Genomic DNA, 26,113 nt, shown 5'->3' on the forward strand with positions numbered 1-26,113 from the left:
GCAGCCCCTCCCTGTGTCAGTTCAGCAGAGGATCACAGCAATCGACTATCGACGCATGCGACTATCTCAAGACACCAGTTTATCTCTCTAAAAGTTATCCTTTTGCAGCATTTTTCAGTTATGCTACTACGGCTGCAGCGGTGGTGCGACAGCCGCCCAGCGGGCAGCGTTAACAAGATGACCATGAACACGGACTGTATTAACAAGCCTTCTGGAGCCGGACAGTCACCGGAGATTAACTTACTTATGTCGCAGATGTTCCACCTTACCCGTTCTCTCATCACTGGTTTGATCATACTGGCCTCCTCACCAGCCTGGGCACAGCTCAATGTTTTTCCTGATCGCTTTTCTATCACTGAAGGTGAAACCATTCAGCTAACGGTTGAGATCGATCAGCGTACCTCAAGCCGCCCGGACTTTTCACCTCTGACAAAAGATTTTCACTTTCTGGGCAGTAAACAGATGACTGTCTCCAGCTACGCTAACGGTGCGAACCAAAATATCACTCGCTGGAAAATTCTGCTGCGGCCTCGCCGGGCAGGTGATCTGCAGATTCCGGCGTTACAGTTGAATAATGAATACAGTCAGCCACAACTGATCACCGTGGAAGGGGTTGCCGGTGCTGCGGCACTGATCAGCAGCGATTCATTCCTTGAAAGCTCGGTTGACAGTTATGAGGTTTATCAGGGCAGCCAGCTTCTGTATAGCGTCAGACTGTTCCATCTGGAAGAGCTGCCGCCGATGTCAACACTGTCTGAACTGACCATCCCCGGCACCAGAACAGTCCCTCTCGGTGATAAACAACAGTATAGCCGCCAGATGAAGGGGCAGACCTATCAGGTAACAGAACAGAGCTATGCTATTTTTCCAGACCAGACCGGTCCACTAACAATCCCCGCGGCCCACTTCAGTGCCGGTCCCGGAACACCGGAACTGACCACAGATCCGATCTCAATCGATGTATTGCCCAGGGTTTCTCAAGCGATACGCGGCTACTGGCTGCCCGCCAGCAAAATCACTCTGGAAGACCTTACTGAAGCGGATAACAACCTGGTACTGGGTGAAAGCCAGCTACGCACCCTCAGAATCAGTGCCGAGGGATTGATGGCTGAACAGTTACCCGCCCTGATGCCTCTGCGTAATGAACTGGCCCGCATCAGCGTAGAAGACGTCAGCCTGGAGCAGAAACTCACCGCCAAAGGGGTCGTCAGCAGCCGTACAGAGACGCTGCGTATAACCCCTGCAGAACGGGGTGAGGTCACCCTGCCGGAGATCATTATTCCCTGGTGGAACATCAATCAGGACCAGAGTGAGAAAGTCCGCTTAGCCCAGGTGATTCTGAGAGTTGCCCCCCCCTCCCCTGCGGCCCCAGCAGTAGAGGCGGTTGCCGAGAAATCGGCAATGGTCGCGCCAAACATCCCCTCAGAGGATAAGCCGGATTACAGCAGTATACGCATACTGGTCTGGCTGCTCACAGCGATTGCCATTATCTCCTCACTGGGCTGGCTCTATAGTTATTCTGCACAGCGGCGTAAGAAGTTTGATATCGGTGACTTTGATATCAGCTCAGCGGACAAAAAGCCTCCCCCCAACCCATTGTCGCAGCAGCCAATGGCTGAAGCAGGTGCTTCCCAGGCAACACCACAGGAAGATGAGCAGAACGCGTTTGATAAAGCGATTCAGGCCTGTAACCGGGATACTCCCCTCGAAGCCCGGTTATTGATACTGGATTGGGCCCGGCTGTTCTGGCCAGACAGCCAGTTTACAGACAGTCTCCATCTGAGTGAGATCAACAACAGTAAAACCCTGGAGTTGCTTCTGATCGATATGGAAAGCTACATCAGCGGTGCTGAAACAGGCCAGTGGTCCGGCGACCTTCTGGCACAGGCTCTCAGACATATCAGAGAGAGCCAGTTACGCAAGCGGCAGCGCTGAAGCCACACCGCTTGCCGATAAGTGAAGAGTTAATCCTGATTAGTCTGCAGGCTCCAGCACCTGGGCCAGCGCAGTATCCAGATCAGGATAGGCAAACTTATAGCCCGCCTTTAACAGCCTTTCGGGGTAAACATTTTGCCCCTTAACCAGCAGATCACTGCCCTCACCCAGCATCAGATCAAGTATCACGGCAGGCACTCTGAACCAGCATGGACGGGATAAAACACTCGCCAGCGTCTGACTGAAGGTTGCATTGGTCACCGCTTCAGGAGCGGTAAGATTATAGGCACCGTGAAAACTATTATGGGTCAGCATCATACAGATAATCTCTACCTCATCGTCCATATGGATCCAGGACATCCACTGATCCCCTCTGGCAACCGGACCACCCAAACCGAGTTTAAAGGCAGGCAACATTTTTGCCAGCGCGCCGCCATGCCCCAATACCACCCCGGTTCGGATCAGACAAACCCGCACCCCCATGGTCTGGGCCTTAAGCGCTTCACTTTCCCACCGCTGACACAACTGATGGGTAAAATCGTCAACCACCTCCCCTCGTTCCGGTAGCTGCAGATCATCTGTCCGGCAACCATAATAGCCAATTGCCGAACCACTGATCATCACTTCCGGATTGCGTTCCAGCCGCATAATCAGTGAGACCAGATCGGCAGTCATACTGATCCGGCTGTCCACTAATGCCTGTTTGCGGGCTTCACTCCAGCGCTTATCGGCGATTCCCTCTCCAGCCAGATTGATGATGGCATCGATCTGCTCATCACTATTAATCTGATCAAGATTGGTGATTACTCTGACAGAAGCTCCAAACAGATCCCGGGCTTTGGCTTCAGAGCGGGTCAGAACCACTGGCTCATGATCGTAATCCAGTAACCGGGGAATCAGATGACGTCCAATAAAGCCGGTACCACCGCTGATCAGAACCTTCATATAGATCTCCTTAAAAAGAGTTGCCAAGAAACAGAGGACATTAACACCCACCCTGATATTGCAAACCAGTCTGTCTCTCTTTATAAACATAGACCAGTGAAAATTTAACAGGAAATAATTATGTTCACCGGAATTGTTCAGGGTACCGCAACGGTTATTACGACTTTAATGAAAGATCAGTTCATGCAACTGACGCTGGAGTTTCCTCAGCAGCACTGCGAACAACTTCAAACCGGTGCCAGTATTGCCATCAATGGCACCTGCCTGACCATCACCGCATTCAGAGCAAACCAGATCAGCTTTGACCTGATTATGGAAACACTCAGAGTCACTAATCTGGGAGAGCTAAAGCCAGGAGACCGGGTTAACTTTGAACGGGCGGCCCGCATCGGTGATGAGATTGGTGGACATCTGTTATCGGGACACATACACGGTACAGCAATGATCGACCAGATCGACCAGCCTCAGGACAACCGTATTGTCTGGTTTGAAACTGAGCCGGCCCTTATCAGATATATCCTGCCCAAAGGATTTGTCTCCCTCAACGGTTGCAGCCTGACTATCGGTGAAGTTCAGGGCAACCGTTTCAACGTTTATCTGATACCGGAAACCCTGTCCGTCACGACATTCGGTGCCGCCCAGGTTGGTGACCGGATTAACCTTGAAATCGATAGCCAGACTCAGGCGGTAGTCGATACCGTAGAACGGTATATGCAGCAGAACGCTATAATAAGCCGCTAGAACGGCGCTTAGCCCCTGTTAGTGGCCAGACGGAAAGCTTCGCTTTCCTTGCTAAAAAAAAGACCTTGCTCTCGGGATTATCCACCTCAGCCCAATCAACAACCTTCTTACAAAGCATCTATTCCCTAAATAACCCCTATCCTCAATAAAGAAGGCTTTTCCTAGCAAGTGGCGAAGCCACGTCTAACAACTAGCAACGGCTTTCTATCCCCCATCCGGGCCATATACGACCATTTGACCACTGCTATTCGGCTATCCTTGACTCAGGTCAGCCTGCCATTGGCGGGCTTCGTTTTAAAATCACTCCTTTATGATTCACTTTTAAGCCTGCATAACCCAAAAAAGCTATCAGGTCTAAAGCTGTAAGGAGCCTATATTGAACGCACCCCAACCCGTCCAGCAGGATCAGCGTCAGTTTATTTCCGGGAATGAAGCCGTGGCACAAGCCGCCAGAGATGCCGGTTGTAGTGTTGCCTCCGCTTATCCCGGCACACCATCCACTGAGATTCTGGAGTTTATTGCGGCCTATCCGGAGATCTATACCGAGTGGTCAATCAATGAAAAGGTGTCTCTTGAGGTGGCTATCGGCGCATCTCTGGCGGGTAGCCGGGCCTTATGTGCCATGAAACATGTCGGGGTAAACGTCGCCTCCGATGCACTGATGACGCAGACCCTGATCGGTGCGGTAGGCGGACTGGTGCTTGTGGTCGCGGACGATGTTGGTCTGTCATCCTCGCAGAACGAACAGGATTCCCGCTACTGGGGACGATTCGCTCATATCCCGGTGCTGGAACCGGCAGACGCCCAAGAGGCTTACGAGATGACCCGCCTGGCCTTTGGTCTGTCAGAACAGTATGACGTGCCGGTGATGATCCGTCTGACCACCCGGATCTGCCATGTCAAAGGCGTGGTGGTATGCAGCAAGCCTGACATCTATCAGCGCAAAAACTTTACCAAAGATCCGGCCCGCTATGTCATGGTGCCGGGAAATGCGAAAAAGCGAATCCCCCTGATGATGGAGCGTGACCGGCAGCTGAGTCTGCTGAGCGAAGAACACCCTCTTAACCGGATGGACGCGGGTATCGATAACAGCATCGGCTTTGTCACTTCAGGTGCCGCCTACTTTCATGTCAAAGAGGCCTACCCAGACGCGCCAGTCTTTAAACTCGGATTGAGTCATCCGGCGCCCGTTGAAAAGCTTCGCCAGTTTTCGGCAACCGTCGATAAACTGATCGTTGCAGAGGAGGTTGAACCGCTCCTTGAAACCGAGCTGCGGGCTGCGGGAATCCCCCTCTATGGCAAAGATATTCTCCCCAGAATTGGTGAACTTTCACCGCAGGTACTGACCCCGTCCATCGACAAATTACAGGGCAAACCGAGCCAGGAGGTCGCCATTGACACAACCGGGTTGTTTCCCCGCCCTCCGACACTCTGTGTTGCCTGCCCCCACCTGGGCATCTACTACTGCCTCTCCCATATCAAAAACACCATCATCGCCGGCGATATCGGCTGTTATACACTGGGCGCCGGGCACCCCTGGAATGCACTGGATACCACGATCAGTATGGGTGCCTCACTCAGTGTTGCTCAGGGGATCGATAAGGGCCGCAGTGAGGCAGACCAGAATAAGAATATCCTGGCCGTGATCGGCGATTCAACCTTTATGCACATGGGGATGCAGGGGTTACTGGACATCACCTACAACAAAGGCAATGTCACCGTGTTACTGCTGGATAACCGCGCTGTGGGCATGACCGGTGGTCAGAACGCACCTTCATCCGGTTTGAATATCCATGGCGAAGCCACCCTGCAGGTAGACTTCCGCAAGCTCTGCGAAGCTCTGGGCGTTAAACCGGAGCGGATCCACGAGGTTAATCCTTATGAACTGCCGACGCTGTTCAAAGCGCTGCGTGAAGAGGTCAAAATCAAAGAGCCATCAGTGATTATCACCAATCAGCCCTGCGTGCTGACTGAACGTTACAGCAAACTCCCGCCGCTGAAAGTGGATGAAGACCGATGTACCGGTTGCAGCAACTGCCTGGATGTCGGCTGCCCCGCCATTCTGGTCAGCCGCAAAGAGAGCGTCATCAAGCCCAATGGCAGAGAGAAGGAGCTTAGCTTCGTCAATATCGATACGGCGGCCTGTACCGGTTGCAACCTGTGCACAAACACCTGCGCCCCCGACGCGATTGTTCCGGCTTTCAATGTCGATAAGATCAATGCTGTGGAGGTAAAATGATGACTTCGCAGAAGCCCTCAATCGAACTGAACAGCGATACAGTCACTAATATTCTGGTCGTGGGGATCGGCGGACAGGGAGTAATGACCGCCGCCGATGTATTATCTCAGGCTGCACTGGCACTGGGTTATGATGTCAAAAAAACCGAAGTAGCCGGCATGGCGCAACGGGGCGGTGTCGTCACTTCCCATGTACGCTTTGGTAAGCAGGTGTTATCACCGGCCATCAAGCCGGGTGATGCGGATATGATGATCGCCTTTGAACCGGCCGAAGCACTGCGCTGGCACACGCATATGAAATCCGGCGCAGTGGTGATGGTCAATGACTATCCTCTCATCCCTCCGGTCGTTTCAATCGGTCTGTATGAGTACCCTGACAACCCTCTCGGCCAATTAGCAAACGACTCTGTGGAGCTACACCATTTCAATGCCGGGGAAGCAGCCATAGAGCTGGGCGACCGGCGGCTGGTGAACTCCATTATGCTGGGAGCCATTGCCGATCACCTGCCGTTTTCTCCGGAAATTCTGGAACAGGCTCTGCTGGCGCGCTTTCAGCGCAAAGGAGAAGCGCTGACCGAGCTTAACCGCCGCGCCTTTACACTGGGACGCCAGGCGTTTATTCAGGTAGATAGCCTGGCTACTGCCTGACCGCTCAGCCAGTGACATCGGCGATACAATTAACCCGGATAATCAGCTATTTTCTTCCCCTGCCATTGCGTAAAAAGAGCAGCAATTTACAATAGCCGCTCTTTTTATGTTTTATGAGGTTCCATTGATGGAAACCCGCAATATCCGCGCCGACCTCACTCTGTTGCTGGTCGCTGCTATCTGGGGCCTGGCCTTTGTAGCCCAAAGACTGGGAATGGATCATCTCGGCCCCTTTGGATTTAATGGCTGTCGTTTTCTGCTGGGCGCTGTTTCACTCCTGCCGCTACTATTGATATTTCGCCCGAAGGCCGGCGCAACAGCCCCCAGAGCACTGCTGCGGGGCGGCATCACTGCCGGTATGATTCTGTTTCTCGGAGCATCGTTACAACAAGCGGGTTTACTCTGGACCACCGCAGGCAATGCCGGGTTTATCACCGGACTCTACATCATTATCGTGCCGCTTCTGGGGCTGTTAATGGGCCATATTACCCGGCTGAATACCTGGCTGGGAGGCCTGCTGGCAGTTATCGGACTTTACTTTCTCACTGTTGAAACAGATTCTGGTGCCAGTTTTACAATCAACAGTGGTGATCTGCTGGTACTGGGAAGCGCCTTCTTCTGGGCCGCTCATGTGGTGGTCATCGGCCGTCTGGCCAGCCAACTGGATAATCTGCGACTGGCGATTATCCAGTTCTTTGTCTGCGCCCTGCTGAGTTTTATTGTCGCATTATTATTTGAGCAGGACACTCTGACGCTCTCCAGCATCACCCAGGCATGGCAACCAATCGCCTACGCCGGCCTGCTCTCGGTGGGTGTCGCTTATACACTGCAGGTGGTAGCACAACGCCACGCCCCCGCCTCCCATGCGGCGATCATCATGAGTCTGGAAGCGGTGTTTGCCGCCCTCGGCGGGTGGTGGCTACTGGAGGAAGACTTCAGCAACCGGGCTCTGATTGGTTGCGCTCTGATGCTGGCGGGGATGATTATGTCACAACTGAATCTGTTTCGACGGAAGCAAACAAAACAGATAAACACTATATAAAATACGTTAAAGTTTTATCGGAGTAAGCAACACTCTAAATTAATTTCAGATCACATGGAAACACAACAAGGATGTAGTGTATGCATAGCAAGAGTGAAGACATTTTAGTCATTGGCGCAGGAGCCAGCGGCTTAGCGTTTGCACTTGAGTGCATAGATCATGGGTTCAAGGTTCGCTTGATAGACCGACGGAATAACGCTTGCAGAAGCACTGATGAAAAACGATCTTTCTGTTGAAGCCAGATTGGCTAAACGTGCCAGAAGCGTTTTACTTTTTACTGACTTCGATTACAAAATGCTGGCAACAAAAAATACACTTATCAGAAATTGTCGGAATTATTACTGGTCAGCGGCATCAAGATATCCGTTTCTCGCTCGCTGGTTTTTCAAAATAATATCAGGTGTCTGGTAACTGACTCACACGCTTACAACCGCCCTGATGCCTTAACGGTTAAGTATTGGTTAACCAGCGCGACCGGCAACTGCCTGGCCAGCAGATCCATCGGCATTGCCCCCTGATGACGAAGTTTTTCATGGTTCTGGGTGCGGCATTCCAGATACTCCTGTACGCCGTGAAAGCGCAGCGCGGCGTCAAAATCTGATACCCGGTCTGCCTGTGCAGTGTCGAGAATCTGTTCACGAAGATCAGCGACCACAACCAGATGGCGACGAGAGAGCAACCGCACGGCAGTTACCAGATCATCACTGTCTTCATCGCGGGTGTTGGTGACCAGCACTATCAGTGCCCGGCGCCGTTGCAGGGGCATCAGCTCGCGGGCCGCTTCAAGATAGTCCGCCGCTTCCAGTGTAGCTTCAATATCATAGGTGCTGGCAATCATCTGCCGTACCACACCCCCTCCTTTAACCGGGGGAAACCAGCGTTTAACTCCGCCAAAGGTGTGAAAGCCGACCGCATCACCCTGCTCCGCCGCAACATAGGCAAGCAGCAACATCGAGTTCAATGCCTGATCCAGATGACCACCATCCACTTCCCGGTGACGCATCCGCCGGCCACAATCCAGCAGGAACAGAATCTGCTGGTCGCGCTCATCCTGATATTCCCGGGAGATCAGTTTGTGATAACGCGAGGTGGCTTTCCAGTCAATCTGGCGTAACGAATCGCCGGTCCGGTACTCCCGCAACTGGTGGAAATCATTCCCCTCGCCGCGGCGTAGCTGATGTTTGATGCCCAACTGACTCAGATGGTTGTCGGTGGCCAGCAGAGTGTACTGGCTCACGGCACGAAAGTTTGGATAGACTTTAATCCGGTCCACCAGCGTAACAAACTGTTTGCGCTGCCACAGCCCGAATGGTGAGACACTGACCAGATCAACACCATCAAATTGTCCATCTCCTCGCTGATCAGGTCTTATCTGATAAGTTGCTCTGGCGGTGCGTTCAGACGATAAACTAAGTTGCAACGGCAACCCTTCAACCGCATATTCGCTGGGGTGATGATCATGCAGTGTCAGCCACTGTGGTCGTCCGGTGTGATTGGTCACCTGCAGCTTCACGTCACTCCAGACACCCACCGGAATACTGCCGCGCAACTCCCGGCTGATTTCAGCCACAGGTTCACGCCGATGCAACAGCAGGTCGAGCAGAAGCGCACCGGCCACGGTGGCGGCTATCAGATCACGCAGCCATTGCAGCCCGGGCCAGAAAGCGGCCAGCAGCGCCAGTAACAGAACTACGGTTACCAGCAATACTGAACGACGGGATGGAATCATACCCGGGGAGCCTGCACGTTGCTGAGAATATCTTTCAGTACATCGTCTGGCTGATAACCTTCGATCTCGAGGTCTGCACTGAGTTTAATCCGGTGACGTAACACCGCCTGGGCCACCGCTTTAATATCATCAGGGGTGACAAACCGCCGACCAGACAATACCGCATTGGCCCGTCCTGCCCGTAGCAGTGCGATACTCCCCCGAGGGCCACTACCGGTGTCAATTCCGCTCCAGTCACGGGTCGCCCTGACGATATTCACCGCATAGGTAACGATCTGCTCATCAACCTCCAGTTTTGAGGTATAGCGCTGCAGGCTGAGAATCTCTTCAGGCTTGAGTACCTCCTGAATCGATGACACGTCCAGTTTATCGGCCACCGAGCCAGCGGTGATCTGTTGGACCATCTGCAACTCTTCATCGACACTGGGATAATCGATATAGACCTTCAGCAGAAAGCGGTCCAGCTGCGCCTGTGGCAAGGGGTATGTACCCTCCTGCTCAATCGGGTTCTGCGTCGCCAGCGCCAGAAACGGCAGTTGCAGTTCGTACGTCTGCCCTTCGATAGTCACCTGCTGTTCCTGCATCACTTCCAGCAGTGCAGACTGAGTTTTCGCCGGTGCCCGGTTGATCTCATCCGCCAGCAGAAAGTTACAGAACACTGGCCCTTTGCGCACCCGGAAAGAGTCCGTTTTGCGGTCAAACATAATATGGCCGCTGATATCGCTGGGCATCAGATCCGGGGTGAACTGCACCCGGTTAAACACACCACCGACGGCAGCTGCAAGACTACGAACCAGCAGGGTTTTGCCCAATCCAGGCACCCCTTCTACCAACACATGCCCACCCGCCAGCAATGCAATCGTGGTATCCCGGATGACCTGACGCTGACCAATAACCGCTTTGCCGATCTCCTGCTCCAGCTGCCCGAGTTTGCGCAGCACTTTGTCTGACAGCTGATCCTGTCCCTGAGATTCGTTCATCTTAGCTCCCGCTGTTTTAAGCCACTGGCCAGCTGCTGCAGCACCAGTGTTGCTTTAATAAAATCCTGATCTTTGGTTATCTCATGGTAGAGACTGCGCTCGACGGCGGTCGCTGCCATACCCGTTTTCTCACCAATCCACTCCGCCCGCTGGCTTTCGTCCATCGGATTAAGAGCGGGGTGACGTTTACGCCACGCCAGTTCCAGTGCTCGCCTATTGTTTTCAAACAGGGTATACCCCTTATCGATACGCCAGGCGTAGTGCGCCGTCGCATCAATATGCTCCAGCAGGTTACGCCGCTGCAGATTCTGCAGTTTCAGACGCGGACCGGTAAACAGGAACAAACGCCAGCCCATCAGCAGTAGCAATGCGACCAGTGCACAAACGATAAAAGGGATCTTCTGCCATAACAGTTGAGGCAGCGGCAGGGCGTCAATACTGTACTGCAACCATACCTTGCGACTGCCAGCCACCAGGTGACTCAGCAGAAAAGCGTTATCATCTTTCATGATCCGGTCGTTGGTAAACAGATCCAGATCACTCAGCACTATGACCCGTCCCTGACCATACTCAAACCTGAGATAGTTTTCTCCCTGTCCAGAGCCGGCACGCTGAGAGGCCCACTGATCTCCATCGATAAGAATGCGGTCGCGGAGGAAGCTGACAGTCACCGGTTCCGGTTCGCTGACAAGGGACAGTCTTACCGGGAGATAAGACGAGGAATCGGCTTCACTTGTATCTGATTTAACTGAATCTTCATTCTGATCGGAGGTGCCTGCCTGCTGACCATCAGATGATTCAGGCGGGAGCATTCGTACGCCCAGGAATGCCAGAAACGGATCGTTGTCTTCATCCTCCTGATAGAAGTGCTCCGAAGTCAGAATCAGTATGCCGCCCGCTTCAATCCAGTTATCCAGGACTTCAATCTGCTGATCACTCATCTGTGGCGGCATGCGCCGGGCCAACAGCACATCCCCGGGAGGCGGTAGCACAGTCGTCAGATCCCTGGCGCGAAAACTTTCGGCCTGATAGCCCAGCTGCTGCAAAAAACGTTCTGCCGCAAGAAAACGGTTACGCATCGCTTCCGGGGATATATCCACCCGTTGCTCCTCGGTAACCCGTTCATGATTATTGAAAAACCACTGGGTATACCAGACGACACTGAGCAGCAGCAATCCCCCCAGCAGCCAGAGAAATACCCGGTTAGCGTTCGACATGGCCATACACCTCCTGCCAACGCTGACAAAGCTCAACCACGGGGGCTTCTGCCGGAACAACATGTCCATAGGCCATACGTAACCAGTGGCGGGTCAGAGACTTGAAAAAATCCGCTTCACTGGCACTGCGGTGATCTATCACCAACTGCTCACACTCGCCCTCGGTAGCGCTATCGGGAATCTCGATATGTTCCTGAGTCACCAGATAGACCAGCGCCCCCCGATAGAGCAGGCTCAACGCCTCCCTGAAGGCGCCTTCAGCAATCAGTCTCCGGGCTTCGCCGGCGGGATCGTCTGGCAGTTGGTCAGGGCGTAAGTCCAGACCAAATAACTCCACCGGCCGGCTTCGGCCTTTGCGAACCGGGCGTCTCTGAAAACCTCTGAACCACTGACTATTCTTGGCAACCTGGTAGATCAGAAATACCACCAGGGCAATACCGGCTATCCATATCAGGATTTTGCCAATACTGGCACCACCTTGCATAACATCACCGACGCCATTAAACAGCTTCGCCAGCAGCTCGATGAACCCGTTCTCTGAATCGCTGTCAGGTTCCGGCTGACCGGTATATTTCCAGTAGTGGGTCTGCTCATAACGGCCAAAGGCTTCATCCTCCAGCACTTTTTCGATGAGCGGCTTCGCATCCCGGGCACTTACCTGCTGCGCCGCATCTGCGGGTGTACTGATCAGCGGAACGGCCAGCGCCAGAACAGCCGCCAGCATAACAGCCGCAACAGTGCTGACGGAACGACTTGCAGCGCCAGATTTAAAACGTTCACTGGTCCGGCGGAAGTTGATTTCAATATCCCAGGCTTCCAGCTCACTGCGTCGATTGAGATAGAGGGTAAACCCGGCTGCCACATAAAAGGGTGCAATAACCGACATACAGAGCAGGCCTCCGGCAAACTGCAACCAGTCACCAATCCGCCCCGGAGCCATCAGCAGATCACCGAAACTGGTCCAGCGAAGGTCTTCCGGAATCAGCATAAAAATGACGGTGATAAACGCCATCTCCAGCACCGTTTCCAGATGGATGCCAATCACCGTCAGCCAGGCAGCAGCACTCTGATTTCGTCCCAGCACCCGCAAACGATCACGACGAGCACTCCCCTTCAGCTGTTCCAGCAAGGCCACCGGCAGCGTAAAGGAGCGGGAGGGATTAAAACGACGCAAGGTGAGGTTAAGTAATAACTGCGGCCGGACCACTGACCACCATTGCCGCAGCACCGTTTTCACCGGTAACTGCTCACCAAACACAGCCCGGCTTAACCAGAACATCAACGGTGGCTCGTACAGCGGTTTAAACCACCAGATAATCAACATCAGCCAGCCAAGCTCATCAGATAAAAAGAGGAACAGAAGCAGCCCCAGCGGAACAGCAGCGCTGAGCCAGAGCAACCAGAGCGGCTTAAACCACCGCCGTGCCAGTGCAAAACCGAGATCTATCGCTTCCCAGGATGTTCGTTGACGCAGGGATATTTCTAGCTTATCGAGCTCCATCCGCCCCCCTGCCCGCGAACATAAAATAGAGAACCATCATGATCCAGAGGATGATAGCCGCCACATATTTAACCGTGTTTGGCAGGCTGCTGGCGGACCAGAACGCCTCAATAAAAGCGGCCCCCAGCAACATCAGCCCCGCCCCCATCACCAGCGGAACGGCTTTGCCCGCCTGTAGTTTAATCGCATCCAGCCGACTATAGCGGCCCGGGCTGATCACCCCTCGCCCAATCATCAGGCCAGCAGCACCGCTGATCACAATGGCTGTCAGCTCCAGCGCCGAATGACCACAAACAAAAGGCCAGAATGTATCGGTGTAACCCAGCCCGGACAGATAGCCGGCCACACCACCGATCACGATACCGTTATAAAACAGGGTAAAAACCGTTCCAACCCCGGCCAGAATACCCATCGCGAAAGTACGAAAACCGATACCGATATTGTTATAGATATAGAAACCAAACATCACAAAATCAGAGTCGGCGCTACGTTCAAGCGTGCGTCCGGGGCGGGCATTATCCGGGCGGTACATCTCCTCCATATTGCTGATTTCAGCATCACTCATCAGGCTATGGATGAAGGTATCATCGATCATACAGTAACCGCCCACCAGTAGCGCTGGCAGGAGAAACAGCGCCAATGCAACCCAGACATAACCGATATTGAGTCGCAGGCTGACGGGAAAATCACTGGCAATAAATGTCAGCAACCGCCACAACCAGGCCCCCCGGCGGGTATAGAGCTGCTGATGACCACGCAACACTAGCCGGTGGAGAAAACCAACCAGTTGAGGGCTGTAGCGCCGCGCCCGGGATAGCGCATAATGATTGCACAACTGACGGTAAAGCTGTGGCAGATCGGCAGGCAACTCCTCGGAGGAGCGACGCAGCCGAAAGGTTTCTAACTGATCTAACTGTTGATCCAGACGGTGCCACAGAGGCTGATAGCGCTGTTCAAACTGTTCCTGTTTCATCGACTCCCCCGGGTCAGCCACGCAGCATATCCAAGTATCTCTTTCACTGCAGCGGGCCCCCGTTTACCGGTGACCGGATAGAGTGAGGTCGCCAGTTCAATCTGACGTTCCTGACTCAACTGCGGACAACGCTCGGCAAACCGGATCAACTCACGCTGCTCATCGACACTGAGATCAACAGGAGGTCGCAGGCTTTCCGCATTGGCTAATTTAATCCGTTCCAGATCGGGTTCCCGATAGACAACCAGAGTCCCTGCCGCCAGATCGCCAAGACGCTGAAAGTTATTGTTAATTAGCATTGATAACAAACCGGTAGCATACAGAAATGGCAGAAAATCAGCGGCCCTGAGCAGATTGCGAATCAGCGAAGAGGAGAACGTAACCGGCGTACCATTATCCTGAATAACCACCAGCCCCATCGATTTTTTGCCGGGTGAGGCGCCGTTATACAGCTCAAATACGACCGGATAAAACCATTCAATGAGGAAAAACATGATCAGCATTACGGAGGTGCCCACACCTCCGAAGAAGGCAAAAACACCTGAAACCAGCGCATAGAGTACCGCCCGAATCAGCATATCAATGCACCAGGCACAGGCACGTACAACCGGCCCGGCCAGTCTTAACTCAAGCCGGATACCTTCGGGGGTTTCATGGCGTCTGACGGTATCCGTCAGGGTCATCGTTTCTCTGTCAGCCATCGGAAATATTACAACTTAGTTGTAGAAAATATCCCGATATGAGGTATACAAAGAGGCGATAGTCATCGGCATCACAATCAGCAAACCTAATGCAAAAGGTATTGTGCCAACAATGAACAGGATGAAGGCGATCAGGCCATACAGCAGGAATGGCAACAGGTTTTTCAAACAGGCGCTAAAGCTTAGCTTCATCGCTTCAATGGCAGGGATATCATTCAAAGCAACTAAGGTCGGCGCAAACCAATAAGCCATTATCAGGGGGATGAATAAAAGCAAGCCAACCAGCATCGGCAGAGCCAGAGCTGACATCATGCCAGGCCCCATCTGTTCAACTCCCCCCCCGATAAAGAAGGTCGCGCTGCCGATCAATACCCCAATAATAACGGAAACAACGATAACTCCGACCATATAGAGCAGCCCTACAAGTACTAACTGGCCGACATTATTGTTAAAACCACTGAACAGGTGCCCGATCTCAAAATCGCCCCCCTCTGCCTGTTCTCTGCAGCCAAGCATAAAACCCGCAGTGATAATCGGATACACCAGTATCAGCAACATTCCCACAAAGGGTATGAAGCTCAAAGCGGAAGAGATAACGACCCAGATTACCAGCGCCACTATCCAGGCAACCGGGTTCTGCTTAAAGTGCCCAAACCCTTCGGCAAGCCAGCTCCACCCATGGGATGCAGGAACCGAAACAGGCCCGCTGAGATCACCCTCTTCATACTCCTGACTGAGATCAGCCTGCGGTGCCTGATAAGGGTTAGCGGACGATGCGGCAGCACTCTCGTCATATGATGTTGCAGAAGCACTGGCAGTAAAAGCGCCTGAAGATGAGCTTCCGGAAAGCGTAGATGAGTGATTATCCGAAGATTCAGGGGCTTCAACGGGTGCTGAGGTAAATGCCTGACCACTATCCTGAATCGCCAGATACTTTGAGACAACAATCTTACAGTCCGGGCAGCGGTCATCGGCAACCTCTTTAGAACCGCACTTAGGACATACTGAAGACTCAGAAGCTGCAACCGCATTGCTGACTTCAGGCTCATCATCGCCCTCAAGTTCAAAGGCCATTGCGGGCTTCACTGCCGGCTGCGGAGCAACCAGTTTAACGTCGAGGCCGATAGCGGTTAGCACGGCGACATATCGCTCTGCTTTGACCCTGTCCAGACCGCTTTTTATGAGGGTTTCTTTACCCGCCATCACCAGCCCACGGGCCTTGGCGTCACTACATTTGAACTTTTCTGCAAATGCTGTGATAACGGTTTCAGGCTCAAAACCTTCAGTAATGGTGCCACTGAAAACGACTTTAAATTGATCTGACATTTGCAAATTTCCCTGTTGCGCCCTGTAAGAGTGGTTTTCATTCTAACGCCAACAGGATAATTCACAAGGCTTCAGGTCAATAAATTAAAGACAGAAAAGCATCTGAAATTAGACAGTTACTCACGCTTGACGGATTAATAAGCAACCCGCAACACAGGTGTAGAGGGCTGTTTAGTCAGGCAGGTCAACAGAGATCTCTGTCCCACCATAGTGATGTACACGATCGTGCGCCCTGAGGTTTACCCTTACGATGCCTGCAGGAATCGCTACCGAACGCAGTGAACGGGTGAAAGGCTGCTCATTTACATGGGGGTGAAGCAGTGTCCGTGTAGCAAGAATATGACCTTCAGTATCAACAACTTCCCACCTGTCAGCATAATGTTCCCAGCCGGTATCGTCATGTTTAAGCGTTACGCTGAAATCATACTGCTGGTTTCCACTCCGACCGACCGTCACACTCATCACATCGGCTTCCCCGGCAGCACAAAGTACGGGAGGCAGAGTCATTGCAGCAACGAGAGCACAGCACGGGACGGTTAAATCATATAGTTTCATCATAAGCTGACTATAGCTTATCGAGCGATGAAATGATCAGCGAACTGACTGCAAGTCAGGCTAACACCGTCCTGCGGCGAAAAACCACAATTGTCAGCAGAACCGTACAGGCAAGGGTGATCGACAGGGGAAACAGAACCGTTGTCACTGAATAGCTTTCCAGAGCCAGAATAGCGAAGCAGTTACGCAACGCCAGTGACAGGAAGAACAACTGGCTCTCCTGATGGGGCGAATCATAGGCTTTGCGAATAGTCGGGCCAAAGCCGAACAGATCAACCACCGACAGCACCACGACCGTCCACAGAGGGTCCGAAGTTAAGTACCAGAACGGCAGTGATGCCAGTGCCGCTGCAAAGAATGTCCAGTCGGTTGCGGTGATACTGATATCCGCACGTTTAATAAATGCCAGCACCGCCACCGCGACAGTAAGCACACCCGAAATACCGATTGGCCAGGCGCCCATACCTCCATCAGCATCAAGCTGGGCGAAAAAAACGATCACCGTCGTCATTCCCCAGATAAACCAGGAAAAAACATGCGGCCGGATTGTGCCTTTGAGTATGGAACGAACATAGGGAACAAACGCGACAAGCGCCAGAGCGATAGCTAAGCCGCTGAACAGCAGTTTAAAACTCGTATCAATCATAGCGGCTCACCCTATATTCTGTCAGTTTTTCGGCTCGTACCCTCTGTCACCCTGCCAGCGATAATCAGAGAAGTAGCAGCCCCCGTAGCAGGATGACGGGGTTCCTTTATTAGTCGAACGCTTAGCCCATTAGTATCAAATAAGCTAAACCAGGTCTCCAGCGTCCTGAAATACCAGGGAGCTGGATCACAAAACTGATCACTGAAACCATCCCACGAACCTTCGCGCCAGCCATCATAGTATTGGCTGTCTGCCATGAGTCCCGGGTGAAGAGTTTGCATAACAAACCAACCGCCTGGGTTTATCAGCTCTGGTAAGACACTGAACAGCCTGCTGACCGGCTCATCCCCCAGAAGCGAGAAATTACACACCGCAAGATCAAATGTTTCACCTAACTGGCGCACCGATAACGCCTCATACGCCAGTAAATGAAAGGTACCTTTACACGAGGTTCTGGCATTCTCAATAAACCCCGGAATAACGTCAATGCCCGTTACCGACATCCCCTGAGCTGAAAGTTCACGGGCCAGCCAGCCTTCGCCGCAGCCAATATCAAGCACACTGTCAGCCTCAAATCCACAGATCACGTCTACTATCGCCTGGTCAGTAACCAGTCTGCGACTTTCAATCTGTTTTTCCTGAACGGCCCGGATCCAGGGCGCGGTGTTTTTAGCCCATGAATCGAGTATTTTGGCATCGTTAAAATCAGCCATAAAGCGACATCACCCTGTCATCAGTGGTTACTCAGACTCGGCACATTCCGGCAGGTTATTGCTGATGCAATACCAGGAGGCTTTCTGTGACACCCAGATATGCTTCTCCTCAGCCACTCCCGGATCATCATCCAGCGACCCCAGCCTTAAAATAATATGCTGCGTATTATCCCGCTTAGCATAGATCTGGGAGCCACACTCAGAGCAGAAAAACCGGCGTTTTCCCGGAGAGGACTCATAGGAGCTCAACAGCGCTTCACCCTCCAGGATAAAGTCTGAGTCAGGCACAGCAGACACACTGGAAAAAGCCGCACCATGGGCCTTGCGGCAGGTCTGACAGTGACAATGAACAATCTTGCCAGGCTGACCGTTAATCCGATATTTTACTTTGCCACACAGGCAGCTTCCTTTAATCATCTGATCTCCTGTTACCTGGGTATCGCAGATAGAGATTGTTCTGAAAAACCATCAGCGTTGGTTCACACCTTTACACCACTGGCAATCAGGGCCGGGGCAGCAAACGCAACCTGCCCCCCTGCCACTGTAAACGCGCTTAAAACCGTTTCCGCCTCATTCAGAATTAACGCTATCTGCGCTTCTTGCAACTGCACCCCCATCACTGGCAGCCAGCCCCGCAGATCTGCTTCAACCATCGTTTTAATATTGGGAAAACGGGCCATCCCCTGATGCGTATCAACCGCCACAAAAGCGGCTCCGGCATCAGTAAGAAGCTCAGTGATCTGATCGGGATTGCCTAAAACAAAGGGGGCCCTTAATGCGTCTGCAGCCGCCTGCCCGGCAAGCCGCTGCAGCATATCAACTTCATCGGGATAGGCTTGCGAGTTTATCAGAGCATCCCAGACAGCCACAACAAGCCGCCCCCCGGGAGCCAGCACACGCATCATCTCTTTTAACGCTGCCTGCCGATTCTGAAAGAACATCAAACCGAACTGGCAGACCACCGCATCAAATGAGTTATCAGCAAATGGCAGCGACTCAGCGGCTCCCTGCTGCCAGTCAATTGCAGGGGCCAGCTGTCGGGCTATAGCAAGCATCCCCGGGGACAGATCAAGACCGCTGACAGAACCAGGATCAGCAACCGTTGTAGCGACGGTTCTGGCTAAAATCCCGGTACCACAGGCAACATCTAAAACCCGTTGACCCGGGCTGATCTGCGCGGTGGAAGCAACGATAGGAGCGAACTGCCGGAAAAGCGCCGGGACATGCAGTTCTTCATAGGCTTTGGCTGCCAGCAGCTCTTCATCGGACAGAGTTGCATCGGATAGAGGCTTATTCATACGACATCTCCTGAGCGCCATTCAGTTGGTCGCTGCTTTCATCCGGTTTACAGCGAAACATAATCCGTAAATACACCCGAAAACCCAGGCCGGATTAAGACAAAAAGCAGATTTATAATAGCGGGGCGCACATTCAAACTATAGTTTATCTATCAACTGTTAATACCCTGGTTTGCGAAACTGGCTGAGTATCACACGATGATTTAACCCGTTTCGATTGCACCACAAGCAAACACTTAAGCCTTCTTTCCTGCCACCGGTTCAGAAATATTTTCAATATCTACCAGATTCCAGGGCATCCCTTTGTGTCGATAGATTCGTTTTTTCAGTGCCGTATAATCCGCAACATCATGATCTGATCGCTGCCCGACCACGATACATTTGAGCACGGTGCTGCCATTATTGAGCAGTTTATGGGCCTCTCCCCCGGCACGATAACCAAGAAAATCCCCGGCACCTACCTGAACGGTTTCATCACCAATGGTTGCCTCTGCTTCTCCCTCAAGAATATAGACGCACTCATCCTCGTGATAATGACGATGCAACTCCGTGGACTCATGGCCGGGTTGTATTTCAATCAGATGAAAACCAAAACCGGTCAACCCGGTCAGGTCACCCAGAGACTTATTCCGCCTGCGAGCATTGCTATTCAGAAAATGGGTTTTATTAACCCCGTCATACTGCGCAATCTCAGCGTTGGTGATGATGTACTTTTCCATTCAAGTCCCCTCAAAATAATTAACAGTTTCTCGTTTAATGAATCCAGAAGCAGAGCAGGCCAAAATGCTCACGAGTTAAAAATAGCATGATCATGAAAGAGCGCTATGCCCTTTCAGATAATCGATCAGAGCTGCGGCTCTGTGGGGCAGTAGCTGACGGCGATAGCAGATCGCATACAGATCTCGCTGTTCCCCTGCCAAGCGGATAAAACCGGGGCCCGTTGCCCCATCCGGAGCAGCTCTTTAATAACGGGTTGAGTCAGTAGATCGATTAACAATCGGGGCACTCACTGATATTAGTGTTAAACCAGAGTATGCAGCGCCCTTTCGCGACTATCACGCTCGATATCCCCATCGTCAACTGACTCAACCCGCCCGATCCGGCCTATATAGTCAGAAGGTAGTCCCGCTTCCCGCGCCCCCACCAACACATGGTGAACATACCAGCTATAGGGTTTAAGCGAAGGATCGATCTGCAGAGCGAAGTAGGTTATCGCTTCAAGCTGCTCGCCCTGTTGATTTTGCAGCGACACCACTTTCTCACCATAACCAACTCCCAGTCCTTCAGCCCGATCCAGCGCGGGCTTCTCCGACCGGGGGATATCAAACACAACGCCATAAATACGATCATCGTTGCCGGTATACAATGCATCACATTTTGCCGAACCATCCTGACCCGCTTTATGAAAGCGCAGATCATGCCCATCAAGAAAATAGCAGCCGACAACCCGGGCACCGGGTACACGCTGCTGCAATCGCGCTAGCGACATATTTGATCCGTAGGCAAAATAATACATAGCGATTAACCAGACCAAAATTTAATGAAGTGGTCGAAACTCATTCTGTAACTCACCATAACATATCACGGCAACTGAGGGGCTTAGCGACTACCGGTTTAGCACTCAACCTCACAACAACGGGACAGATTTTGTCTTAAACGAAACATTCAACATCTTGAAGACTTATATGAAACAGTCAGTTAACCCCATTTCCGGTGGCACCTATCTTGCAGTTTCTCTTCATCAGCAGCAGTAATAACGAGTGCCCACACTGGACGTCTTTAAACGTTGTTCAGTCTATCGGGGAATGAACCTATGACGATGAAGTTTTATATGACACCCGGATCTTGCAGCACGGCGATCCATATTTTACTGGAAGAGGTGGAGGCTATTTTTGAAGTTCATCTGGTGGACCTCATGGCGGGCGACAATAAAACCCCGGAGTATCTTCAGCTCAACCCCAAAGGCACCATTCCGGTGTTGGTCACCGATGATAATCTGGTGCTGACTGATTTCCAGTCGATGGCCTGGTGGATCGCCCGGCAGAACCCCAAAAAAACATTACTGCCGACGGACATTGCAAATGAATGCAGGGCGCTGGAGTTGATGAGTTATGCCGTCAACACTATTCATGGGCAGGGCTTTACCCGTATTTTCACCCCTGAGCGATACTGCCTGCCGGGGTTAGACAACGGTGCCGGGTATGATGCCATTAAACAGCAGGGAGAGGAGATTGTCGCTAACGCGTTTGCCCTGCTTGAACCGGCCTTAGCCGGCAAAGACCTGCTGTTTGATCGTTTCTCGATTGCCGATGCGGCGCTGTTTTATGTGATGTTCTGGGCCGACCGGATCAAGCAGCCGCTACCCGAGAGCTGTAAACGCTACTACCAAACCCTGTTAACCCGGCCAACGGTTCGACAGGTGCTAAGCGAAGAGGGATACGGCGCGATGTTCAGGTGATCAACCGGCGCAATCCGCTAAAAGAGCGACGGGCCGCTGAAAATGAAACGGGCTGACAAAAGAAGCACGGCCCGCTTAAAGGAGTTAAATTGATGACCGCTAAAAATTACCGCATCCGATAAACCGCATTGTTCCGAACAGTAAACGTCAGTATTACCTCTACTAATTCAGACTGGATCCGACAATTACCACAGATCCTCCATAAACCACGCGGTAAAACTAACCTTACTTGTTGTCCCGGATTTTTTATAAACACTGGTGAGCTGATTACGCACAGTTTTCTCAGAGGTATTCCTGAAATCCGCAATCTCTTTAGCGCTAAAGCCCTTGAGGGTAAACAACGCAATATCGGACTCGCTTTCGGTTAACTCCCATTTTAAAAACTGTTTCGTTATCTCCTCACCGAACATCCGCTTAGCATTGATCAGTTCTTCCGATGCCTGGGCCGAATGACTCCTGGCTACCTCAAGCTCAAGCAGCAATTGAGCATTGCGTTTCTCATGCGCCCGGGTATTCAAAAACAGCAACAACAGCAACGATAGCGCAAAGACAAACACCACAGACTCTTGCACAATATGCAGGACATTCGCTCCCTGCAACACATCCGCGACGATATCCGAAAAACTGGTGATAACAATTAACACAAAAAAAACCCGGATAAGGGCGTTCCACTTGTCTGCCTCGATCATTATATCCCCATTACTCAGCATCCTTACTGACTGAGCGAGTGCCTAATTGTTTAACATTCATAGCATGTGACAAACATCCTATGCTTTGAAATCAATCACTTAAAAAATCACAGGGACGTAACTCCCATATAGCAACCGATAGTAATGACATAACATCGGTCTCACCTACTGACTACCACTGCAGGCTTGAGTTCATTTTTGTTTGATTTTTTAATCAAGTGTAGTGGCAGCAAGGTGATACTACCCATCAACATCAAAATGGAAATTCCGATGAAAACGTTTAGACACCTACCTGCGATAGCTCTTACCGCTATCACTTTTTCACTGTCCTGTACTACACCGGCTATCGCTCAGGACCTTGACTTTGGGCCACTACAACCGTTAATCGGCACATGGAAAAGCGTAACGCCCGGCGTAGACATCGCCCCCGGGAGAACAGGTTCAGCGGTTGGTGAAGGCGGCAAAGCCATAGAACCCTACTACGAAGTCAGAACATTTGAAGCGGCGGCCGACGCGGTCAATGCCAGTGACCAGTCTCTGGTTGCGATCTACTACAAACAAGAGGTCTTCAGACAGCGTGACGATGCAAAATTTCATGACCAGCGGGGCTATCTGATTTACGATAAAAAGAACCAGATGGTCTATAACTCCTTCTGTGTTCCGAGATCCGTCTGCATTGTCGCAGAAGGCACAGCAGGCGTGAAAATGACACTGACAGCGCCTCAGAGAGGTATCGCTGAATCCTCTTATATGAGCAAAAATGCCACCAGCCAGACATATTCCATGACGCTGGATATTGCCGCAGACACGCTGTCCTACACACAAACAACGCAACTGAATATCTATGGCAAAGATTTCAGCCATACCGAAGCCGTTACGTTAGAAAAGGTGCGTTAGAAAAAAGGTGCGTTAATGTTTTAACGCGGCTCTCATAACGAGCGGTGGATCACACAAAACCGGGAGATATCCCGACAGGCCAGCCTTTGGTTAGCGACACCTGCTAAAGGCTGGCTCTATTTTGCTGCAATCTTTTTTCTATTCTCTACTGCGACGCCTGCCGGTCAACCGGTCAGCCCTGACTTATACGTTGCAGTTCTGCCAGATCACAGCCCACTATCGCTTGCAGATTGTTGGTGATTTTCTCAGCACTCCAGTCCCACCAGGCGATTGCCAGCAATTCAGCGATTGTCTGCGCATCAAAACGATACCGGATCACTCTCGCAGGGTTGCCACCGACCACACTGTAAGCGGGAACATCACTCACCACCACCGATTTACTGCCAATTATCGCCCCACTGCCGACCTTAACCCCCGGCATAATGGTCGCCTCATAACCGATCCAGACATCATTTCCAATCACGGTATCACCTTTATAGGGCAGCGCATCGGCTTGTGGCATCACTTTCTCCCAGCCATTGCCGAAAATATAGAATGGGTAGGTAGAAAAGCCAGACAGCTGATGGTTAGCACCGTTCATAATGAACTGCACATCTTTCGCGATGGCACAAAACCGGCCAATCACCAGTTTGTCACCAATAAAAGGAAAGTGGTAAAGCACATTGGTTTCAAAGCGCTCAGGGCCTTCGGGATCATCATAGTAGGTATAGTCACCCACAATGATATTGTCAGAGGTGATGTAGTGCTTCAGATAGCCTACCTGAGGGAACCCCTTCATGGGAGACTTATCGTCAGGGTTCGGACCATGTCCGTTAGCAGTTTGTCCGTCATCGCCGGGGGATTTACCGTTCAAAATAGCGCCTCATACTCTGCCAGATTATTATCCGACGGGTTTCTCAAGCTCCTCAACCAGATAACCGGTCTCCTCGGCTTTTGCCGCAAAGATATCCCGGGCATCAGACAGTCCACGGTTGTAAAACACAGGCCCTATCTCCCTGGCAAAGAAATCCAGCAAAAACTCAGCTTCGAAACCACCGATCTCCTGGTCCAATTCATCGTTAAAGTATTTTTTGATATGACTGACAATCCGGTCAGTCTCATCTTTTGTAAACTTAATATCATTCATAAAGGTCCCTCTTCAAACATATTCTGTTGAAAACTGATGGATACATCATTCAAGGTTAACGCTGGAGCACTGAGCCAGACTTGCAGAGCTATTGATAGAATAAGATCAAAGGGTTAACAGGATCGTTTCTCGGCATAGTCTGTGATTATAGAAATCAAAGCTGTTTAATTTGAAAATATCAATTACCGTAACCGCAAGAGCTGTTAATAGGAATACTCCACAGAAAGGCTAACTGCAGTTGAGTCATGAGCGATGCCAGAAACATCTCCGTTAGAGTGGTACTTATCCCCAGTCGTCTTGTCGATCACCAGAGCACTACCTTTACCGGTCTTGAATTTTTGATAGTCTAAAGCAAGTCTTACAGACATGCGCTCCGTCACATTATAACCGCACTCAATGCCTGCACCGATAAATCGCTGCTTGTTCACTTTGTCCTTAAATTCTAAATCGCGCAACAGGTGTTGATCTTCATCTTCGGACCATGCCCAGAGTGAGCCTTTAAGATATGTATTTACGAAAAACTTCTCGTAACCAGCGCCAACAGCGACCCCAAGATAAGGAGCATATAACCACTGCTCGTATACAATACCGATTTCGTCAGGAAATGTTCCGCTAACATTCCGCCAGCCACCATTGATGGAATATATATATTCCCCGCCACGGTCATGCCATTTCCAATTATTAAACCTAAAGCCAAGCATAGGGGAAATAGAAATATTTTCTGTGAAAGAAAAATTATAAGAAAGGTTCATATCGATTATATAGCCATGATCAAGTCTATTCGAACCTTTGGAATAATCCGACCAATCTGAACTTATTTCCGGGTACCAATCTCTATCGACCATTGATCCACTGTTTTCACTCACAGCAGTCCATCCGCCGAGATTGAGCTGCAGATAGTCATTCCATCCTACAGAGATCCCTCCCCCTATCATGACGATATTTTCCAGATCCCAATTGAGTTCGCTAATTTTAGCCCCTGTTGTATCATAAACGTACTCATCAGACTGACCCGAAATTTTTTCTATCGATCCACGCAATCTTACAGCTATCATACTGTTATCAAATGTTGCCATGTCAGCCCCCATGCCCACATTCATCGTCCAGCCAATAGAGGGGAAAATGAAACTACAGACAGTAAGTGTCGCTAAAATGATTAGCTTCGATTTCATTTTTTTGCTCAACATTTGAATGTGCTTCTTTTGCCCTTCAAGATTCCCTACAAGGCATCTATTATGTGATGGAACGGGGTCAAGTCTTGCGTTTTGCATCTCTGTTCACCGCCCGGCTTACCGTTGAATAACTGATTCCGAAATGCTCCCCTATCTCTTTCAGCGTATAGTGCTGACTTTGATAGGCCTTGATCATTGCTTCGTTTCGATCAGGATTAACTCGTTCCCACGCTCCTGCGTGGGAATGCATACCTTTAAGACCATCCTCAGAAAATAAATCTGTCCCCTTTTCTCGCCTTTTCTCGTTAAGACCATCCTCAGAAAATAAATCTGTCCCCTTTTCTCGATTGTATTTCTCAGGATTCATCCTATCTCTCCGACATGTTTGGACACGTAACGCTACCGCTCACAGGCAAAATTGCGAGCGCCAGCGAGTAATTTTGTCCTTGTGCAGCGGATTGATACTCATAGAGCCTTCTCCCCCAGCTTACTGTTTTCACACTAAGCTGGAAGGCGACCAAACCAAAAGGAGAAGACCTATGAGATTTTACACCAACAAACATCCTTTTTACTGCGGTATCGA

The 26,113-nt window shown here is 51.3% G+C and carries 30 protein-coding genes; 9 read left to right on the top strand and 21 right to left on the bottom strand.

Going from position 1 to position 26,113, the window contains the following annotated elements:
* Window positions 1-246 precede the first annotated feature (246 nt).
* On the top strand, window positions 247-1,935 hold the full coding sequence (locus JW499_RS11425; protein WP_205210719.1) for a BatD family protein: 1,689 nt from the start codon (window positions 247-249) through the stop codon (window positions 1,933-1,935).
* Between the two features lie 39 nt (window positions 1,936-1,974).
* On the opposite strand, the gene JW499_RS11430 is transcribed toward JW499_RS11425, so the two are convergent.
* Window positions 1,975-2,880, bottom strand: coding sequence for a TIGR01777 family oxidoreductase (locus JW499_RS11430; RefSeq protein WP_205210720.1), 906 nt, complete (start codon window positions 2,878-2,880; stop codon window positions 1,975-1,977).
* Between the two features lie 120 nt (window positions 2,881-3,000).
* On the opposite strand from JW499_RS11430, the gene JW499_RS11435 reads away from it, so the two are divergent.
* The 6 genes from JW499_RS11435 to JW499_RS11460 all read left to right on the top strand — a co-directional run bounded on the left by JW499_RS11435 (window position 3,001) and on the right by JW499_RS11460 (window position 7,960).
* The gene (locus JW499_RS11435) at window positions 3,001-3,621 is read left to right on the top strand and encodes a riboflavin synthase subunit alpha (protein ID WP_205210721.1); all 621 of its coding nucleotides are present in this window, start codon (window positions 3,001-3,003) and stop codon (window positions 3,619-3,621) included.
* A 376-nt stretch (window positions 3,622-3,997) separates the two neighbouring features.
* The gene (locus JW499_RS11440; protein ID WP_205210722.1) at window positions 3,998-5,860 is read left to right on the top strand and encodes a thiamine pyrophosphate-dependent enzyme; all 1,863 of its coding nucleotides are present in this window, start codon (window positions 3,998-4,000) and stop codon (window positions 5,858-5,860) included.
* Entirely contained in the window at window positions 5,857-6,507 is a 651-nt protein-coding gene (locus tag JW499_RS11445; RefSeq protein ID WP_232846360.1) for an indolepyruvate oxidoreductase subunit beta, read from the top strand. The genes JW499_RS11440 and JW499_RS11445 overlap by 4 nt, the downstream gene beginning before the upstream one ends.
* A gap of 127 nt (window positions 6,508-6,634) precedes the next feature.
* Complete coding sequence (locus JW499_RS11450; protein WP_205210723.1) at window positions 6,635-7,549, top strand: DMT family transporter; 915 nt, start codon at window positions 6,635-6,637, stop codon at window positions 7,547-7,549.
* 80 nt (window positions 7,550-7,629) lie between these two features.
* Window positions 7,630-7,785 (top strand): NAD(P)-binding protein, encoded by a 156-nt coding sequence (locus JW499_RS23045; protein ID WP_205210724.1) that lies wholly within the window; start codon window positions 7,630-7,632, stop codon window positions 7,783-7,785.
* Window positions 7,763-7,960: a hypothetical protein gene (locus JW499_RS11460; protein WP_205210752.1), complete on the top strand. Its 198-nt coding sequence runs from the start codon at window positions 7,763-7,765 to the stop codon at window positions 7,958-7,960. The genes JW499_RS23045 and JW499_RS11460 overlap by 23 nt, the downstream gene beginning before the upstream one ends.
* Before the next feature lie 13 nt (window positions 7,961-7,973).
* On the opposite strand, the gene JW499_RS11465 is transcribed toward JW499_RS11460, so the two are convergent.
* The 14 genes from JW499_RS11465 to JW499_RS11530 form a co-directional block, all read right to left on the bottom strand.
* Window positions 7,974-9,278, bottom strand: coding sequence for a DUF58 domain-containing protein (locus JW499_RS11465; protein WP_205210725.1), 1,305 nt, complete (start codon window positions 9,276-9,278; stop codon window positions 7,974-7,976).
* Window positions 9,275-10,258, bottom strand: coding sequence for an AAA family ATPase (locus JW499_RS11470; RefSeq protein ID WP_205210726.1), 984 nt, complete (start codon window positions 10,256-10,258; stop codon window positions 9,275-9,277). Before JW499_RS11470 ends, JW499_RS11465 begins: the two co-directional genes overlap by 4 nt.
* Window positions 10,255-11,475 carry a DUF4350 domain-containing protein gene (locus JW499_RS11475; RefSeq protein ID WP_205210727.1) on the bottom strand — a complete coding sequence of 407 codons (1,221 nt, stop codon included), beginning with the start codon at window positions 11,473-11,475 and terminating at the stop codon, window positions 10,255-10,257. The genes JW499_RS11470 and JW499_RS11475 overlap by 4 nt, the downstream gene beginning before the upstream one ends.
* A complete protein-coding gene (locus JW499_RS11480) occupies window positions 11,462-12,976 on the bottom strand; it encodes a DUF4129 domain-containing protein (RefSeq protein WP_205210728.1) in 1,515 nt (504 codons plus the stop codon). The genes JW499_RS11475 and JW499_RS11480 overlap by 14 nt, the downstream gene beginning before the upstream one ends.
* Window positions 12,963-13,949 carry a stage II sporulation protein M gene (locus tag JW499_RS11485; protein ID WP_205210729.1) on the bottom strand — a complete coding sequence of 329 codons (987 nt, stop codon included), beginning with the start codon at window positions 13,947-13,949 and terminating at the stop codon, window positions 12,963-12,965. The genes JW499_RS11480 and JW499_RS11485 overlap by 14 nt, the downstream gene beginning before the upstream one ends.
* Window positions 13,946-14,650, bottom strand: a complete 705-nt coding sequence (locus JW499_RS11490; RefSeq protein WP_232846361.1) for an RDD family protein — start codon at window positions 14,648-14,650, stop codon at window positions 13,946-13,948. Before JW499_RS11490 ends, JW499_RS11485 begins: the two co-directional genes overlap by 4 nt.
* Before the next feature lie 15 nt (window positions 14,651-14,665).
* Entirely contained in the window at window positions 14,666-15,976 is a 1,311-nt protein-coding gene (locus JW499_RS11495; protein ID WP_205210730.1) for a BPSS1780 family membrane protein, read from the bottom strand.
* Between the two features lie 171 nt (window positions 15,977-16,147).
* Entirely contained in the window at window positions 16,148-16,438 is a 291-nt protein-coding gene (locus JW499_RS11500) for a hypothetical protein (RefSeq protein ID WP_232846362.1), read from the bottom strand.
* Window positions 16,439-16,586: 148 nt separating this feature from the next.
* Window positions 16,587-17,177 (bottom strand): hypothetical protein, encoded by a 591-nt coding sequence (locus JW499_RS11505; protein WP_232846363.1) that lies wholly within the window; start codon window positions 17,175-17,177, stop codon window positions 16,587-16,589.
* Between the two features lie 11 nt (window positions 17,178-17,188).
* A complete protein-coding gene (locus tag JW499_RS11510) occupies window positions 17,189-17,890 on the bottom strand; it encodes a class I SAM-dependent methyltransferase (RefSeq protein ID WP_205210732.1) in 702 nt (233 codons plus the stop codon).
* 27 nt (window positions 17,891-17,917) lie between these two features.
* Complete coding sequence (locus JW499_RS11515) at window positions 17,918-18,307, bottom strand: GFA family protein (RefSeq protein WP_205210733.1); 390 nt, start codon at window positions 18,305-18,307, stop codon at window positions 17,918-17,920.
* A gap of 62 nt (window positions 18,308-18,369) precedes the next feature.
* Window positions 18,370-19,188 (bottom strand): methyltransferase domain-containing protein, encoded by an 819-nt coding sequence (locus JW499_RS11520; RefSeq protein ID WP_205210734.1) that lies wholly within the window; start codon window positions 19,186-19,188, stop codon window positions 18,370-18,372.
* Window positions 19,189-19,424: 236 nt separating this feature from the next.
* Window positions 19,425-19,907, bottom strand: coding sequence for a cupin domain-containing protein (locus tag JW499_RS11525; protein ID WP_205210735.1), 483 nt, complete (start codon window positions 19,905-19,907; stop codon window positions 19,425-19,427).
* 302 nt (window positions 19,908-20,209) lie between these two features.
* Window positions 20,210-20,704 (bottom strand): gamma-glutamylcyclotransferase family protein, encoded by a 495-nt coding sequence (locus tag JW499_RS11530; RefSeq protein WP_269814561.1) that lies wholly within the window; start codon window positions 20,702-20,704, stop codon window positions 20,210-20,212.
* Window positions 20,705-21,001: 297 nt separating this feature from the next.
* Between JW499_RS11530 and JW499_RS11535 the strand changes: the two genes are divergently transcribed.
* Window positions 21,002-21,646 (top strand): glutathione S-transferase family protein, encoded by a 645-nt coding sequence (locus JW499_RS11535; RefSeq protein ID WP_205210736.1) that lies wholly within the window; start codon window positions 21,002-21,004, stop codon window positions 21,644-21,646.
* Between the two features lie 185 nt (window positions 21,647-21,831).
* Here the strand turns inward: JW499_RS11535 and JW499_RS11540 are convergent, their stop codons facing one another.
* Complete coding sequence (locus JW499_RS11540) at window positions 21,832-22,335, bottom strand: helix-turn-helix transcriptional regulator (protein WP_205210737.1); 504 nt, start codon at window positions 22,333-22,335, stop codon at window positions 21,832-21,834.
* 270 nt (window positions 22,336-22,605) lie between these two features.
* Between JW499_RS11540 and JW499_RS11545 the strand changes: the two genes are divergently transcribed.
* Window positions 22,606-23,232: a heme-binding beta-barrel domain-containing protein gene (locus JW499_RS11545; RefSeq protein ID WP_205210738.1), complete on the top strand. Its 627-nt coding sequence runs from the start codon at window positions 22,606-22,608 to the stop codon at window positions 23,230-23,232.
* 172 nt (window positions 23,233-23,404) lie between these two features.
* On the opposite strand, the gene JW499_RS11550 is transcribed toward JW499_RS11545, so the two are convergent.
* The 5 genes from JW499_RS11550 to JW499_RS11570 all read right to left on the bottom strand — a co-directional run.
* Window positions 23,405-24,085: a Vat family streptogramin A O-acetyltransferase gene (locus tag JW499_RS11550; protein WP_232846365.1), complete on the bottom strand. Its 681-nt coding sequence runs from the start codon at window positions 24,083-24,085 to the stop codon at window positions 23,405-23,407.
* 27 nt (window positions 24,086-24,112) lie between these two features.
* On the bottom strand, window positions 24,113-24,358 hold the full coding sequence (locus JW499_RS11555; RefSeq protein WP_205210739.1) for a DUF2164 domain-containing protein: 246 nt from the start codon (window positions 24,356-24,358) through the stop codon (window positions 24,113-24,115).
* Window positions 24,359-24,561: 203 nt separating this feature from the next.
* A complete protein-coding gene (locus JW499_RS11560; RefSeq protein WP_205210740.1) occupies window positions 24,562-25,629 on the bottom strand; it encodes an omptin family outer membrane protease in 1,068 nt (355 codons plus the stop codon).
* Window positions 25,610-25,897 carry a helix-turn-helix domain-containing protein gene (locus JW499_RS11565; RefSeq protein WP_205210741.1) on the bottom strand — a complete coding sequence of 96 codons (288 nt, stop codon included), beginning with the start codon at window positions 25,895-25,897 and terminating at the stop codon, window positions 25,610-25,612. Before JW499_RS11565 ends, JW499_RS11560 begins: the two co-directional genes overlap by 20 nt.
* Before the next feature lies 1 nt (window position 25,898).
* Window positions 25,899-26,113, bottom strand: a 215-nt coding sequence (locus JW499_RS11570; RefSeq protein WP_205210742.1) for a hypothetical protein, incomplete at its 5' end; no start/stop codon positions are given.

The organism is Amphritea pacifica (genome assembly GCF_016924145.1).
GTDB lineage: Bacteria > Pseudomonadota > Gammaproteobacteria > Pseudomonadales > Balneatricaceae > Amphritea > Amphritea pacifica.

Excerpts from the sequence above, each read along its gene's own strand:
- JW499_RS11450 (WP_205210723.1), top strand. The coding sequence starts at position 6,635 with ATGGAAACCCGCAATATCCGCGCCGACCTCACTCTGTTGCTGGTCGCT.
- JW499_RS23045 (WP_205210724.1), top strand. The coding sequence starts at position 7,630 with ATGCATAGCAAGAGTGAAGACATTTTAGTCATTGGCGCAGGAGCCAGC.
- JW499_RS11530 (WP_269814561.1), bottom strand. The coding sequence starts at position 20,704 with ATGTATTATTTTGCCTACGGATCAAATATGTCGCTAGCGCGATTGCAG.
- JW499_RS11525 (WP_205210735.1), bottom strand. The coding sequence starts at position 19,907 with ATGGAAAAGTACATCATCACCAACGCTGAGATTGCGCAGTATGACGGG.
- JW499_RS11520 (WP_205210734.1), bottom strand. The coding sequence starts at position 19,188 with ATGAATAAGCCTCTATCCGATGCAACTCTGTCCGATGAAGAGCTGCTG.
- JW499_RS11565 (WP_205210741.1), bottom strand. The coding sequence starts at position 25,897 with ATGAATCCTGAGAAATACAATCGAGAAAAGGGGACAGATTTATTTTCT.
- JW499_RS11515 (WP_205210733.1), bottom strand. The coding sequence starts at position 18,307 with ATGATTAAAGGAAGCTGCCTGTGTGGCAAAGTAAAATATCGGATTAAC.
- JW499_RS11445 (WP_232846360.1), top strand. The coding sequence starts at position 5,857 with ATGATGACTTCGCAGAAGCCCTCAATCGAACTGAACAGCGATACAGTC.
- JW499_RS11480 (WP_205210728.1), bottom strand. The coding sequence starts at position 12,976 with ATGGAGCTCGATAAGCTAGAAATATCCCTGCGTCAACGAACATCCTGG.
- JW499_RS11470 (WP_205210726.1), bottom strand. The coding sequence starts at position 10,258 with ATGAACGAATCTCAGGGACAGGATCAGCTGTCAGACAAAGTGCTGCGC.
- JW499_RS11545 (WP_205210738.1), top strand. The coding sequence starts at position 22,606 with ATGAAAACGTTTAGACACCTACCTGCGATAGCTCTTACCGCTATCACT.
- JW499_RS11460 (WP_205210752.1), top strand. The coding sequence starts at position 7,763 with ATGAAAAACGATCTTTCTGTTGAAGCCAGATTGGCTAAACGTGCCAGA.
- JW499_RS11505 (WP_232846363.1), bottom strand. The coding sequence starts at position 17,177 with ATGATTGATACGAGTTTTAAACTGCTGTTCAGCGGCTTAGCTATCGCT.
- JW499_RS11510 (WP_205210732.1), bottom strand. The coding sequence starts at position 17,890 with ATGGCTGATTTTAACGATGCCAAAATACTCGATTCATGGGCTAAAAAC.
- JW499_RS11500 (WP_232846362.1), bottom strand. The coding sequence starts at position 16,438 with ATGAGTGTGACGGTCGGTCGGAGTGGAAACCAGCAGTATGATTTCAGC.
- JW499_RS11435 (WP_205210721.1), top strand. The coding sequence starts at position 3,001 with ATGTTCACCGGAATTGTTCAGGGTACCGCAACGGTTATTACGACTTTA.
- JW499_RS11495 (WP_205210730.1), bottom strand. The coding sequence starts at position 15,976 with ATGTCAGATCAATTTAAAGTCGTTTTCAGTGGCACCATTACTGAAGGT.
- JW499_RS11465 (WP_205210725.1), bottom strand. The coding sequence starts at position 9,278 with ATGATTCCATCCCGTCGTTCAGTATTGCTGGTAACCGTAGTTCTGTTA.
- JW499_RS11475 (WP_205210727.1), bottom strand. The coding sequence starts at position 11,475 with ATGTCGAACGCTAACCGGGTATTTCTCTGGCTGCTGGGGGGATTGCTG.
- JW499_RS11430 (WP_205210720.1), bottom strand. The coding sequence starts at position 2,880 with ATGAAGGTTCTGATCAGCGGTGGTACCGGCTTTATTGGACGTCATCTG.
- JW499_RS11560 (WP_205210740.1), bottom strand. The coding sequence starts at position 25,629 with ATGCAAAACGCAAGACTTGACCCCGTTCCATCACATAATAGATGCCTT.
- JW499_RS11425 (WP_205210719.1), top strand. The coding sequence starts at position 247 with ATGTCGCAGATGTTCCACCTTACCCGTTCTCTCATCACTGGTTTGATC.
- JW499_RS11485 (WP_205210729.1), bottom strand. The coding sequence starts at position 13,949 with ATGAAACAGGAACAGTTTGAACAGCGCTATCAGCCTCTGTGGCACCGT.
- JW499_RS11490 (WP_232846361.1), bottom strand. The coding sequence starts at position 14,650 with ATGGCTGACAGAGAAACGATGACCCTGACGGATACCGTCAGACGCCAT.
- JW499_RS11540 (WP_205210737.1), bottom strand. The coding sequence starts at position 22,335 with ATGATCGAGGCAGACAAGTGGAACGCCCTTATCCGGGTTTTTTTTGTG.
- JW499_RS11535 (WP_205210736.1), top strand. The coding sequence starts at position 21,002 with ATGACGATGAAGTTTTATATGACACCCGGATCTTGCAGCACGGCGATC.
- JW499_RS11555 (WP_205210739.1), bottom strand. The coding sequence starts at position 24,358 with ATGAATGATATTAAGTTTACAAAAGATGAGACTGACCGGATTGTCAGT.